Origin of the sequence: Microbacterium sp. CFBP 13617 (assembly GCF_014839445.1) — a bacterium.
Lineage (GTDB): Bacteria > Actinomycetota > Actinomycetes > Actinomycetales > Microbacteriaceae > Microbacterium.
This window is the reverse complement of sequence record NZ_JACYNW010000002.1, coordinates 56,262-68,832: the sequence shown is the minus strand read 5'-3', so window position 1 is coordinate 68,832 and position 12,571 is coordinate 56,262. Positions and strand designations below refer to the sequence as shown.

Annotated in this window: 14 protein-coding genes; 8 read left to right on the top strand and 6 right to left on the bottom strand. The window is 70.5% G+C overall.

What is annotated here, in order from left to right; genetic code table 11:
* Positions 1-40: 40 nt before the first annotated feature.
* From IFU40_RS04840 to glgA, 3 genes are all read right to left on the bottom strand, one after another.
* Entirely contained in the window at positions 41-292 is a 252-nt protein-coding gene (locus IFU40_RS04840; RefSeq protein WP_055837630.1) for a type B 50S ribosomal protein L31, read from the bottom strand.
* Positions 293-404: 112 nt separating this feature from the next.
* Positions 405-1,187, bottom strand: coding sequence for an ABC transporter ATP-binding protein (locus tag IFU40_RS04835; RefSeq protein WP_055940109.1), 783 nt, complete (start codon positions 1,185-1,187; stop codon positions 405-407).
* Between the two features lie 121 nt (positions 1,188-1,308).
* Entirely contained in the window at positions 1,309-2,499 is a 1,191-nt protein-coding gene (gene glgA / locus IFU40_RS04830; protein ID WP_055837635.1) for a glycogen synthase, read from the bottom strand.
* 76 nt (positions 2,500-2,575) lie between these two features.
* Between glgA and glgC the strand changes: the two genes are divergently transcribed.
* Complete coding sequence (gene glgC / locus IFU40_RS04825) at positions 2,576-3,820, top strand: glucose-1-phosphate adenylyltransferase (protein ID WP_055837638.1); 1,245 nt, start codon at positions 2,576-2,578, stop codon at positions 3,818-3,820.
* A gap of 155 nt (positions 3,821-3,975) precedes the next feature.
* Here glgC and IFU40_RS04820 read toward each other — a convergent pair whose 3' ends face one another.
* Complete coding sequence (locus IFU40_RS04820) at positions 3,976-4,449, bottom strand: S-ribosylhomocysteine lyase (RefSeq protein ID WP_070408055.1); 474 nt, start codon at positions 4,447-4,449, stop codon at positions 3,976-3,978.
* A gap of 121 nt (positions 4,450-4,570) precedes the next feature.
* On the opposite strand from IFU40_RS04820, the gene serB reads away from it, so the two are divergent.
* Positions 4,571-5,212 (top strand): phosphoserine phosphatase SerB, encoded by a 642-nt coding sequence (serB, locus tag IFU40_RS04815; RefSeq protein WP_191925590.1) that lies wholly within the window; start codon positions 4,571-4,573, stop codon positions 5,210-5,212.
* Between the two features lie 149 nt (positions 5,213-5,361).
* The gene (locus IFU40_RS04810; protein WP_191925589.1) at positions 5,362-6,054 is read left to right on the top strand and encodes an alpha/beta fold hydrolase; all 693 of its coding nucleotides are present in this window, start codon (positions 5,362-5,364) and stop codon (positions 6,052-6,054) included.
* Between the two features lie 58 nt (positions 6,055-6,112).
* On the opposite strand, the gene fabG is transcribed toward IFU40_RS04810, so the two are convergent.
* On the bottom strand, positions 6,113-6,823 hold the full coding sequence (gene fabG, locus IFU40_RS04805) for a 3-oxoacyl-ACP reductase FabG (RefSeq protein WP_070408058.1): 711 nt from the start codon (positions 6,821-6,823) through the stop codon (positions 6,113-6,115).
* A 313-nt stretch (positions 6,824-7,136) separates the two neighbouring features.
* Between fabG and IFU40_RS16770 the strand changes: the two genes are divergently transcribed.
* From IFU40_RS16770 to IFU40_RS04785, 4 genes are all read left to right on the top strand, one after another.
* A complete protein-coding gene (locus IFU40_RS16770) occupies positions 7,137-7,853 on the top strand; it encodes a DUF4190 domain-containing protein (protein ID WP_342343482.1) in 717 nt (238 codons plus the stop codon).
* A gap of 119 nt (positions 7,854-7,972) precedes the next feature.
* On the top strand, positions 7,973-8,347 hold the full coding sequence (locus IFU40_RS04795) for a DUF3099 domain-containing protein (protein ID WP_083285659.1): 375 nt from the start codon (positions 7,973-7,975) through the stop codon (positions 8,345-8,347).
* Positions 8,344-8,550, top strand: coding sequence for a hypothetical protein (locus IFU40_RS04790; RefSeq protein ID WP_070408059.1), 207 nt, complete (start codon positions 8,344-8,346; stop codon positions 8,548-8,550). The genes IFU40_RS04795 and IFU40_RS04790 overlap by 4 nt, the downstream gene beginning before the upstream one ends.
* A gap of 132 nt (positions 8,551-8,682) precedes the next feature.
* Entirely contained in the window at positions 8,683-9,537 is an 855-nt protein-coding gene (locus IFU40_RS04785) for an SURF1 family cytochrome oxidase biogenesis protein (protein ID WP_191926030.1), read from the top strand.
* Positions 9,538-9,680: 143 nt separating this feature from the next.
* On the opposite strand, the gene IFU40_RS04780 is transcribed toward IFU40_RS04785, so the two are convergent.
* The gene (locus IFU40_RS04780) at positions 9,681-11,279 is read right to left on the bottom strand and encodes an ABC-F family ATP-binding cassette domain-containing protein (protein WP_055837672.1); all 1,599 of its coding nucleotides are present in this window, start codon (positions 11,277-11,279) and stop codon (positions 9,681-9,683) included.
* A 268-nt stretch (positions 11,280-11,547) separates the two neighbouring features.
* Here IFU40_RS04780 and IFU40_RS04775 point away from each other — a divergent pair, with 268 nt between their 5' ends.
* The gene (locus IFU40_RS04775) at positions 11,548-12,570 is read left to right on the top strand and encodes an ABC transporter substrate-binding protein (RefSeq protein ID WP_191925587.1); all 1,023 of its coding nucleotides are present in this window, start codon (positions 11,548-11,550) and stop codon (positions 12,568-12,570) included.
* The last annotated feature ends 1 nt before the right edge of the window (position 12,571 follow it).

The following is a 12,571-nucleotide window of genomic DNA, read 5'->3' as shown; positions in this document are numbered from 1 at the left end:
TCCCGAAGGACGAGGGGCTTTCGCGACGGATCCGTGGGGATCAACGACCGCCGAAGTTCTTGAAGCGCTGGTTGAACTTCTCGACGCGACCGGCCGAGTCCATGATGCGCTGCTTACCCGTGTAGAAGGGGTGCGAGGCCGACGAGATTTCCACGTCGATGACGGGGTACTCCACGCCGTCGAGCTCGATCGTCTTGTCGCTCGAGACCGTCGAACGGGTCAGGAAGGTGTCGCCCGAACCGAGGTCGCGGAAGACGACGGCCTTGTACGTGGGGTGGATGTCAGTCTGCATGGGAGGTCCTTTGAGAAGTGGTGCCCTGGATTCTGCCAGGACGTCAAAGTCGGCGGCGCCGTAGGCACCAACGGAAGAGTCTACCAGGCCCGCGCGCGAACGCCGGTCGCGCTCAGACCGCGCGCGCCGCGTAGCGGCCGGCTTCGTGCGTCAGCGTGATGTTCAGCCCGAACGTCGACGAGAGGTTCTCGGCGGTGAGGGCCTCATCGAGGGGTCCGGATGCCACGACCTCGCCGTCGCGCAACAGCAGCACGTGCGTGAAGCCGACGGGGATCTCCTCGACGTGGTGCGTCACCATGACCATCGCGGGCGTCGTGGGCGCCTGCGCGTATCCCGACAGCAGCGCGAGCAGTTCCTCGCGCGCGCCGAGGTCGAGGCTGGCCGTGGGCTCGTCGAGCAGCAGCAGTTCGGGGTCGGTCATGACGGCGCGGGCGATCTGCACGCGCTTCTGCTCGCCGTCGCTGAGCGTGCCGAACGTGCGGTCGGCGAGGTGGTCGAGCTTCCACTCGGCGAGCACCCGCAGCGCGCGTCGCTCGTCGATGTCGTCGTAGTCCTCACGCCAGCGCCCCACGACCGAGAACGCGGCGGTGAGCACCACGTCGAGCACGCTCTCCTCGGGCGGAACGCGGCGGGCCATCGCCGACGAGGCGAAACCGATGCGCGGACGCAGCTCGAACACGTCGGTGCGCCCTAGCTGCTCGCCGAGGATCGTGACGGAGCCCGAGGTGGGATGCAGGAGCGTGTCGGCGAGCTGCAGCACCGTGGTCTTGCCGGCGCCGTTCGGTCCGAGGACGACCCAGCGCTCGTCATCCGAGACCGTCCAGTCGAGGTGGGACACGATGTCCCGACCGTTGCGGCGGACGACGACATCGGAGAATTCGAGCACCTGCGGCATGGGGTTAGCCTACTGGCCCCGACCCGCCGGGCCGGGTGCGACGCGGCTCGCGCGGTGAGGCGCCGCGGCACCGCGAGGCCCGAGACCTCGGCGTACCGCGCGCACCCGACGGCGCCGCCCGCTACTTCCCCGCCACCTCCGCGTACAGCGCCGCCGTGGTCTCGGCGATCGCCGCCCAGCTGAAGTCGTCGATGGCGCGCTGGCGACCGGCCTGTCCGTAGGCGCGGGCGGTCTCGGCATCCGTCACCACCTCGGTGAGCACGCGGGCCAGGTCGTCGACGAAGCGCTCGGGGTCGACGGGAGTGCCCGTGCCGTCCTGCACCTGCTCGATCGGCACGAGACGGCCGGTGACGCCGTCGACGACGACCTCGGGGATTCCCCCTGTCGCCGTGCCGACGACCGCGGCACCGCACGCCATGGCCTCGAGGTTGACGATGCCCAGCGGCTCGTAGACCGAGGGGCACACGAACGTCGTCGCCGAGGTGAGGATCGCGCACAGCTCGCCCCGCGGCAGCAGTCGGTCGATCCAGACGACGCCGTCGCGCGTGGCCTGCAGTCCACGCACGAGCTCCTGCACCTCGGCCATGATCTGCGGGGTGTCGGGCGCCCCCGCGCACAGCACCAGCTGCACCTCGGGGGGCAGCTGCTCCGCCGCGCGCAGCAAGTAGGGCAGCCCCTTCTGACGGGTGATGCGCCCGACGAACACGACCGAGGGCCGCGCGGGGTCGATGCCGACCGACGAAAGGAACGCGTCGTCCGACACCGGATGCCACGACTCGGTGTCGATGCCGTTGTAGATCACGCGCACCTTGGCGGGGTCGAGAGCGGGGTAGCTGCGAAGGATGTCGTCGCGCATGCCCGAGCTCACCGCGACAACCGCAGCGGCCCCCTCGTACGCGGTCTTCTCGATGTAGCTCGACACGGCGTAGCCGCCGCCGAGCTGCTCGGCCTTCCACGGGCGCAGCGGCTCGAGGCTGTGCGCGGTGACGATGTGCGGGATGCCGTGCAGAAGCGACGCGAGGTGTCCGGCGAAGTTCGCGTACCAGGTGTGGGAGTGCACGACGTCGGCGCCGGCGATGTCGGAGACGATCTCGAGGTCGGTGCCGAGCGTCTGGATCGCGCCGTTCGCGGAGGAGAGCTCCGCCGGGACGCCGTACGACGTCGTGTCGTCCTCGTCGCGCGCCGCACCGAAGGCGCGGACCTGCACCTCGGTGCCCTCGGCACGCAGCGCGCGCACCAGTTCGGTGGCGTGGACACCCGCACCGCCGTAGATCTCCGGCGGGTATTCCTTGGTCACGATGTCGACGCGCATGACACGAACGGTAGTACACCCGTCAAGCGACGCGCCGCGTGTAGTCGCGGGAGTTTTCGACCCCTAGTGTGGTGCCATGCCTGCAGCGCCGAAGGTCTTCGGAATCATCCTCGCCGGCGGCGAGGGAAAGCGTCTCATGCCCCTCACGGCCGACCGCGCGAAACCCGCCGTGCCGTTCGGTGGTCAGTACCGCCTGATCGACTTCGCCATCTCCAACCTCATCAACTCGGGGTTGCGTCAGCTGGTCGTGCTCACGCAGTACAAGTCGCACAGCCTCGACCGCCACATCTCGCAGACCTGGCGCATGTCGCCGATGCTGAACGCCTACGTGGCGTCGGTGCCGGCGCAGCAGCGTCTCGGCAAGCGATGGTTCTCGGGTTCGGCCGACGCGATCCTGCAGTCGATGAACCTCATCCGCGACGAGAAGCCCGACATCGTGGCCGTCATCGGTGCCGACCACGTGTACCGCATGGACTTCAAGCAGATGCTCGACGCGCACATCGCCTCCGACGCGCGCGCCACGGTGGCCGGCATCCGTCAGCCCATCGGGCTCGCGAACCAGTTCGGCGTGATCGACACCGATCCGACCGACCCCACGAAGATCCGCGCGTTCCTCGAGAAGCCGCAGAACCCCACCGGTCTCGCCGACGCCCCGCACGAGGTGCTCGCGTCGATGGGCAACTACATCTTCGACGCCGATGCGCTCGTCGAAGCCGTCACGCACGACGGTGAGCTGCCGACCTCGGCGCACGACATGGGCGGCGACATCGTGCCCTGGTTCGTCGACCGCGGCGAAGCGGCCGTCTACGACTTCCAGCGCAACGACGTTCCGGGCTCCACGCCGCGCGACCGCTCGTACTGGCGCGACGTGGGCACGATCGAGTCGTTCTACGACGCCCACATGGACCTGATCTCGACCCTGCCGATCTTCAACCTGTACAACACCGACTGGCCGATCTACTCCCAGACGTTCAACGCCCCGCCGGCGAAGTTCGTGCGCGACTCGGTCGGACGCATCGGCAACGCGATCGACTCGATCGTCTCGCTCGGTTCGGTGCTCTCGGGCACCCACCTCGAGCGCAGCGTCGTCGGCCCCTGGGCCCTGGCGGGTGGCGGCTCGACCATCACCGACTCGGTGCTGTTCGACAGCGTGCAGGTCGGCGCGGGAGCCCGCATCCACCGCGCGATCCTCGACAAGAACGTCGTGCTCGAACCGGGCGCCACCATCGGTGTCGACCGCGAACGCGACCTGGCCCGCGGCTTCACCGTCACCGAGACGGGCATCACCGTCGTCGGCAAGGACGTGCACGTCCACGCGTGAGCGCGATCCAGACCCCGGATGCCGGGATCCTGGATGCCGGAAGGGGCGGTGACCGCGATGGTCACCGCCCCTTCCGCGTTCTTATGGGGCGACGCTCAGACGCCCACGCGCGCGAACGCGTCGCGGCTGATCACCGCCTCCGCACCGACGTCAGATCAGACGCCCACGCGCGCGAACGCGTCGCGGCTGATGCCCTTCTCGAGCACGACCTTCGACCACTCGCGGGCGCTGTGCAGGCTGTGATCGCGGTAGTTGCCGCAGCTGAACGCGTCGGTGCCGGGCACGTCATCCCACTGCACGTCGTCGGCGATCGCGCGCAGCGAGCCCGTGATGGCGTCGACGAGGTCGGCGACCGCCGGCTCGCCCCACATGATGACGTGGAAGCCGGTGCGGCATCCGAACGGCGAGATGTCGATGAGACCCTCGATGCGGTCGCGCACGAGGCTCGCGAGCAGGTGCTCGATCGTGTGGAGCCCGGCCGTGGGGATCTCCTGCTCGTTCGGCTGCACGAGGCGCAGATCGAAGTTGGAGATGACGTCGCCGCGCGGGCCCGACTCCGTGCCGATCAGGCGCACGTAGGGCGCCAGCACGGCGGTGTGATCCAGGGTGAAGCTCTCGACATCGGCCATGGAGGGTCCCTTCTGAGGGGTTCGGGGTACCGCGAAAGCCTACGCGGCGATGCCGGTGACGGCACCGCGCGTGACGCCGCGCGACGCGGGACCCGCGGTCCGACCCGCTAGGGTCGAGCGCGTGCCTGCGCCCGCCCGATTCCTCGTCGTGCTCGATGCCGACTCCACCCTGATCCGCAACGAGGTCATCGAACTCCTCGCCGACGAAGCCGGCCGAGGCGCCGAGGTGGCTGCGGCGACCGAGGCCGCGATGCGCGGCGAGGTCGACTTCGCCACGAGCCTGCGCTCGCGGGTCACCGCCCTCACGGGCGTGCCGACCGAGGCCTTCGCCCGGGCGATCGCCCGCATCGAACCCACGCCCGGCGTGCGCGAACTCATCGCCGCCGTGCACGAGCGCGGTGGGGTCGTCGGCGTCGTGTCGGGCGGGTTCCACGAGGTGCTCGACACCGTCGCCCCCGACCTGGGAGTCGACGTCTGGCGCGCCAACCGGCTCGTCACCGCCGACGGCGCGCTCACCGGCGAGGTCGACGGCGCGATCGTGGATGCCACGGCGAAGGCCGAGACGCTGCGCGCCTGGGCGGCGGAACACGGCGTGCCCCTCTCGCTCACCTTCGCGATCGGCGACGGCGCGAACGACCTCGAGATGATGGCGACCGCGGGCCTGGGTCTGGCGTTCAACGCCAAGCCCGCCGTGCGCGAGCGCGCCGACCTCGTGATCGGCGACGTCGACCTGGCCCAGGTCATCGCGCTGCTGCCGCGCTGACGCAACGGGGCTCACACCCGCCCGCGTGATCCTGCCTGCGGGCGATCGACGAGGTGAGCGAGCCCCTCGACGGCACCGGGCTCCGGCTCACCGCGCCCCGCGTCCGGTCGCCCCTGGCCGATGTCGGTGGGGCGTCCTACCCTCGAGGCATGGAGATCGTCCTCGTTCCCGGGCTCTGGCTCACCGCGTCGTCCTGGGACACGGTCGCCAACCACCTCACCCACTTCGGTCACCGTCCGCGAGCTCTCACCCTGCCGGGCGTGGGCATCGCCGCGAGCGGTTCCGCGCACCTCGGTATCGCCGACTGGATCGCCGACGTCACCCGCGTGATCGATCAGGGCGACGAGCCGGTCGTCCTCGTCGGGCACTCCGGAGGAGGCAACGTCATCTGGGGCGCGGCCGACGCACGCCCCGAGCGCGTCGCTCGCGTCATCCTCGTCGACACGTTCGCTCCCACCGACGGCGCAGGGATCTGGGAGTTCGCAGTCGTCGACGGCGTCGTGCCCTTCCCCGGCTGGGCCTCGTTCGACGAGGTCGAGGTCGCCGACCTCGACGCCGACGCGCGCCGGCGAGCCGACGACGAGATGCTTTCCGTTCCGGCGCGTATCCCCACCGACCCGATCTCGCTCCACGACGACCGCCGTCACGGCATCCCGGTCACCGTCGTGACGTGCACCCTGTCGGCCGATGACCTGCGCGCGACGCTCGCCGGGTCACCTCCGTGGGCAGCCGAGATGAACGCGATCGACGACCTCGAGATCGTCGAGCTGCCCGGCGGTCACTGGCCGCAGTTCGCTCAGCCGCATGCGCTGGCGAGCGCGATCGACGCGGCGATCGGCTGACGAGCCGGCCGGTACCGACGCGGGACGGTGTCCTCAGAGCGACGAGGGTCCGCCCTCGTCAGTGCCCCATGCCGAGGCCGCCGTCGACCGGGATCACGGCGCCCGAGATGTAGGCGGCGTCATCGCCGGCGAGCCAGGTGACGACACCGGCGACCTCGTCGGGAGAGGCGAAGCGCCCCGCGGGGATGCTCTTCTTGTAGTCGGCCTGCGTGTCGGCCGGAAGCTCGGCCGTCATGTCGGTCTCGATGAAGCCCGGAGCGACGACGTTCGCGGTGATCCCGCGCGCCCCGAGCTCGCGCGTGAGTGAGCGGGCGAAACCGACGAGCGCGCTCTTCGACGCCGCGTAGTTGATCTGACCCGCCGAACCGTACAGTCCCACGACGCTGGAGATGAGGATGACGCGGCCCCACCGTGCCTTCAGCATGCCCTTCGAGGCACGCTTGACCACGCGGAACGCTCCCCCGAGGTTCGTGTTCACGACGCTGTCGAAATCGTCCTCGGTCATGCGCAGCAGCAGAGTGTCCTTCGTGACGCCGGCGTTGGCCACGACCACGGCGATCGGTCCGAGCTCGGCCTCCACCTGCGAGAAGGCGGCGTCCACGGCGGCGGCGTCGGTGACGTCGGCGCGCACCGTGAGAGTGCCCTCGGGGCCCTCGCCCGAACGCGCGGTGACGGCGACACGCCATCCCTCCGCGACGAACCGCTCGGCGATGGCACGACCGATGCCCCGGTTTCCACCGGTGACGACGACGACGCGGTCCTGAGACATGGGTGAGACTCCTGCGTTTGCGAGGGACGGAACCGACTCAGCCTACCGAGCCGACGTCCGGGCCGCGGAGCGCGGGGGTGGGTGCGGGCGTGAGGCGCAGGGCGCAGGCGTGAGGCGCAGGGCGCAGGCATGAGGCGCGGAGCGCGGGTGCCGGGCGCGGAGCATGGCCCCCACGACGACGGGCGCGGGGGAACCCGACGCCACCTCTCCGCGCGCCCCCACCACACCACCGCCCGCCTCCCGCGAGCCCCGAGGTTTGACACGGCCCGAGCGGCGCTGGAACTCTGGAGCGACGCACGATGAAAGGGACCCCGTGAGCGACGACCGCACGACCGACCCGAACCAGCCCGCCGGTTCGTCCGACGCCAGCGCCGACGCCTCCGGGCTGCCGGTATCGCCGTACGCTCCCCCGACGGGCGACCCCTCTCCCGGTGCGAGCCCGTTCGACGGCGGCAACGCCGCGCCGAGCGACGGTGCCCCGTCGGCATCCGGTTTGGCCTCCGAGGCCCCGGCCACCCCGGCTCCGGCCCCCGGTGCCGCTCCCGACGCGCCGTACGGCTCCGCCCCGGCCGCCCCGGCGTACGGTGCCCCCGCCACCCCGCCTTATGACGTGGCGGGCGACGCGGCATCCACCTACGGCGCACCGGCCTACGGGGCCCCCGCCTACGGCGCCCCGGCATACGACTCCCCCTCCGGTGCACCCGCGTACGACCAGGCGACCGCGGCCTACGGTGCGCCCGCCTACGGCTACGGCTACGCCGCAGCGCGCACCAACACCCTCGCGATCGTCTCGTTCATCGCGTCGCTGGCCGGGGTGTTCGTGCTGCCGGTCATCGGCCAGATCGCCGGGGTGGTGATGGGGCACATCTCGCTCTCGCAGATCAAGTCCCGGGGAGAGAAGGGCCGCGGCCTCGCCCTTGCCGGCGTGATCATCGGTTACGCCACGCTCGCCCTCGGCGTGCTGGCCATCATCGCGTTCGCGATCTTCATCGGAGCGCTCGCGAGCGCACCCGGGTCGCGATACTCCTGAGGCCGCGGCACCTCCCGCGCCGACCGCACGGGGAGGGGGCGACGCGCTTGTCACGACGTCGAACAGACGTGGCGTCCGCCCACCCCGTGCGTTCGTGACGGGCGTACTGTGGTCTCACTGTGAAGACACCGTCCCGTGCCCAATCCGCGACGTCGCTCCCGAAGGCACCCCGGGACGACGCCGACTCCCGTTTCACCAAGTACATGGTGATGATGGGGATCCGTATCGCCTGCTTCATCGCGATGGCGGTCATCACTCCCTACGGCTGGTACACCTTCGTGTTCGCCGCGGGGGCGATCTTCCTGCCCTACCTCGCCGTGATCGTGGCGAACGTCGGCCAGGACGCCGCACCGAGCACCGCGATCAACCCCGAACGCGCCATCGACGCACCGCGGGCGGCCGCGCCGACGCCGGCTCCCGCCGCCGACGAGCCGCTCGTCATCCGCATCGCCGAGAGCCCGCGTCTCGCCCCGCCGCGCGACGACCGGTCGTGACCGAGGCCGCCGCCGAGTGCTCGCGGGCCGGATGCCGTGACACCGCCGTCTGGGTCATCGGCTGGCGCAATCCCCGCATCCACGCCGCTGACCGCAGGAAGACCTGGGTCGCCTGCGACGCCCACGTGGCCTATCTCCGCGAGTTCCTCCACGCCCGGGACTTTCCGGTCGACGTCGCCGCCCTCGCGCGAGACGCGGGATGAACTCGCGCACGCCGCCGATCGACGTACGCTGGAAGGCGTGGCCGAAAGCTTGCAGGTGAGCGCGCGCGAGACGCGGCAGAGGGACGGTGCGGCGTGAGCGCCCGCGAGACCCCCGCCGCCGCGCGCTGGGCCATGTACGTCGGCGTGGCGATCCTGTTCGCGATCGCGTGCGCCTTCCTGTCGAACTGGCAGTTCTCGCGCAATGCCGAGCGCAGCGAACAGCTGGAGCTCGTGGCGAACAACTACGACGCCACCCCGGTCGCCCTGGGCGATCTGCTCGCGCCCGGCGCGGAGCTCACCCCCTCCGACGAGTGGCGGCCCGTGCGCCTCGAGGGCCGGTACCTCGCCGACGAACAGCTCCTCGTGCGCAACCGCGCCCACGGCGGCTCCGCCGCCTACGAGCAGCTCGTGCCCTTCCGCCTCGACGACGGACGCACGCTGCTCGTCGACCGCGGATGGCTCCCGCCCGGCAACAGCCAGTCGCTCCCCGACGACATCCCCGACCCGCCGTCCGGCGAGGTGACCGTCGAGGTCCGCCTCCGTCCGGGCGAGGCCGCCCCCACGTCGGGCCGCACCGCGGAAGCCGGCCAGGTTCCCACCATCAACCTCGGTCTCGTGGCCGAGCAGACGGGTCCCCTCGAGCCCGGCGCGTACGGACTGCTGATGTCCGAGACCCCCGCCCCGGCGACCGCGCCGCTGACGGTCGACCCCCCGAGCAACGATCCCGGCCCCTACCTGTCGTACGCGATCCAGTGGATCCTCTTCGCCCTCATGGGCTTCGGGTTCATCACCTACGTGATCGTGAGCGAACGGCGCCTGCGCCGCGAGGACGCCGAAGACGACGATGACGACGTCGTTCCCGCCGCCGCGCCCGTGCGCGCCGACGAGGGCCGCCGCCGCGTCGACCCGGTCGCCCTGCACCGCTCGCGCAAGCTCCCCCGCGACCGCGATGCCGACGACGAGGACGCCCTGCTCGACGCGAGGTGAGCGCGACGGGCCTCGACCGCCGCCGCGCGCAGTCAGCTCCGCAATCGAGGACGCCGTCAGCAACGGGCGCGTTCGTGACGACCGCGCTCAGGCCAGCGTGATCAGACCAGCGCGATCAGACCGGCGCGATCAGACCAGCGTGATCAGGCCAGCGTGATCAGGTCCGCGTAGTCGCGACCCCAGATGTCTTCGACGCCGTCGGGCAGGATCAGCACGCGCTCGGGGTTCAGCGCCTCGACGGCCCCCTCGTCGTGCGAGACGAGCACGACGGCACCCTCGTAGTGCGAGAGCGCCCCGAGAATTTCTTCGCGCGAGGCCGGGTCGAGGTTGTTCGTGGGCTCGTCGAGCAGCAGCATGTTCGCCGACGACACCACGAGGGTCGCGAGCGACAGACGGGTCTTCTCGCCGCCCGAGAGCACCCCGGCGGGCTTCAGCACGTCGTCGCCGACGAACAGGAACGAGCCCAGCACCTTGCGGGCCTCGGTCGCGGTGATGTGCGGCGCCGACGACATCATGTTCTCGAGCACCGAACGATTCACGTCGAGGTTCTCGTGCTCCTGGGCGTAATAGCCGACCTTCAGGCCGTGCCCGGGCTCGAGCTGACCGGTGTCGGGCTGGTCGACACCGGCGAGGATACGCAGCAGCGTCGTCTTCCCCGCACCGTTCAAGCCCAGGATGACCACGCGGGAGCCGCGGTCGATCGCGAGGTCGACGTCGGTGAAGATCTCGAGCGAGCCGTACGACTTCGACAGTCCTGATGCCATGAGCGGGGTCTTTCCGCAGGGCGCGGGCTTGGGGAAGCGGAGCTTCGCCACGCGCTCTTCGGCGCGCACCTCGTCGAGTCCCGACAGCATCTTCTCGGCGCGCGCGACCATCTGGTGCGCGGCCGCGGCCTTCGAGGCCTTCGCGCCGAAGCGCGCCGCCTGCAGCTGCAGAGCGGTGGCCTTCTTCTCGACGTTGACGCGCTCCTTCTTGCGGCGCTCCTCGTCGGCCACCCGCTGGCGCAGGTAGTTCTTCCAGTTCATGTTGTAGACGTCGATGACCTGACGGTTCGCGTCGAGGTAGAACACGCGGTTCACCGTCTCGCCGACCAGCTCCACGTCGTGCGAGATCACGATGAGCCCGCCCTTGTACCCCTTGAGGAACTCGCGCAGCCACACGACGCTGTCGGCGTCGAGGTGGTTGGTCGGCTCGTCGAGGATCATCGTCTGGGCGTCCGAGAACAGGATGCGCGCGAGCTCGATGCGGCGACGCTGTCCTCCCGAGAGGGTCTTCAGCGGCTGCTCGAGGATGCGGTCGGGAAGAGAGAGGTTGTGGGCGATGGATGCCGCCTCGGCCTCGGCTGCGTACCCGCCCTGCGCCTCGAACTGCTCGGTGAGGGTGCCGTACTTCTTCATGGCCTTCGCGGCCACGGCGGGGTCGTCGTCGCCCATCGCCATCGAGGCCTCGTGCATGCCGAGCGCCAGCGAGCCGAGGCCGCGGGCGTCGAGGATGCGCGTGCGGGCCAGCATCTCGGGGTCGCCCGAGCGGGGGTCCTGCGGCAGGTAACCCAGTTCGCCCACGCGGTCGACGCCGCCGTTCGCGGGGAGCAGGTCGCCCGCGAGCACCTTGGTCAGGGTCGTCTTCCCCGCGCCGTTGCGCCCGACGAGGCCGATCTTGTCGCCGTCGGAGACGCGGAACGCCACGTCGGACATGAGCACGCGGGCACCCACGCGGATCTCGAGGTCGTGCACGGCGAGCACAGCGAACGTCCGTTCTTCGGGGTTGGGGGTGGGTGGCCCAGCAGGCCAGCCACCCAGTATACGGCGGCTTCCTGCACGCATTCCGACAGCGCCCCGAAAGCCCCGTCCCGGCGGTCGTGGACGCGCACCCGATCCGGGCGCGGGGTGGTCGCCGTCGATACCTCGGTGTCGAGACGATCGGCGCGGGAGCGGGGCCGCGGGTTTGCGTTCTCACCCGATCGAGGACATAAGCTAAGCCTGTCCTTACTTAGATCACAGGAGGCTCTCTGTGTCCCGATTCCGCGCCCTGGCTGCTCTCGCCGCCGGTTCCGCCCTCGTTCTCGCCGGCTGCGCCGGCTCGCCCGCAACGTCGGAAGGCGGGGCGGCTCAGGAGTCCGACAGCGTGTTCCCCGTCACGGTCGACAGCGCCCTCGGCCAGGCCGTGATCGAGAAGAAGCCCGAGCGCGTGGCCACCGTCGCGTGGTCGAACCAGGAGGTCCCCCTCGCCCTCGGCATCGTGCCCGTGGGCATGGCCAAGGCCACCTGGGGCGACGACGACGGCGACGGCATCCTCCCCTGGGTCGAAGACAAGCTGACCGAGCTGGGAGGTGAGACCCCCGTGCTCTTCGACGAGACCGACGGCATCGACTTCGAGGCCGTGGCCGACACGCAGCCCGACGTGATCCTCGCCGCGTACTCCGGCCTGACGCAGGAGGACTACGACACCCTGTCGAAGATCGCCCCCGTCGTCGCCTACCCCGACGCCGCCTGGGGAACCACGCTCGACCAGATGATCCAGCTCAACTCGAAGGCCCTCGGGCTCGAGAGCGAGGGCGACGCCCTCATCGACCAGATCAAGACCGAGTCGCAGGAGGCGTTCGACGCCCATCCCGCCCTCGCCGACGTCGCGCCGTTGTTCGCGTTCACCGACCCGACCAACATGAGCAAGATCACCTACTACACCTCGCACGACCCGCGCGCGGGCTACCTGCACGAGCTCGGCATGCCCGTGCCCGCACAGGTGAGCAAGACCTCGGCTGAGATCGACGCGTTCTACAGCGAGATCAGCGCTGAAGAGGCCGATACCTTCAGCGACGTGGGCCTGTGGATCACCTACGGCAACACCGACGGCTCGACCGTCGCTCAGCTGCAGGCCGACCCGCTGCTGTCGAAGATCCCCGCCATCGCCGCCGGCCATATCGCGGTCCTCGAAGACGGCACGCCCCTCGCGGCCTCGGCGAACCCCTCGCCGCTGTCGATCAGCTGGGGCTTCAGCCGGTACCTCGACCTGCTCACCGCCGCCGTCGGCTGAT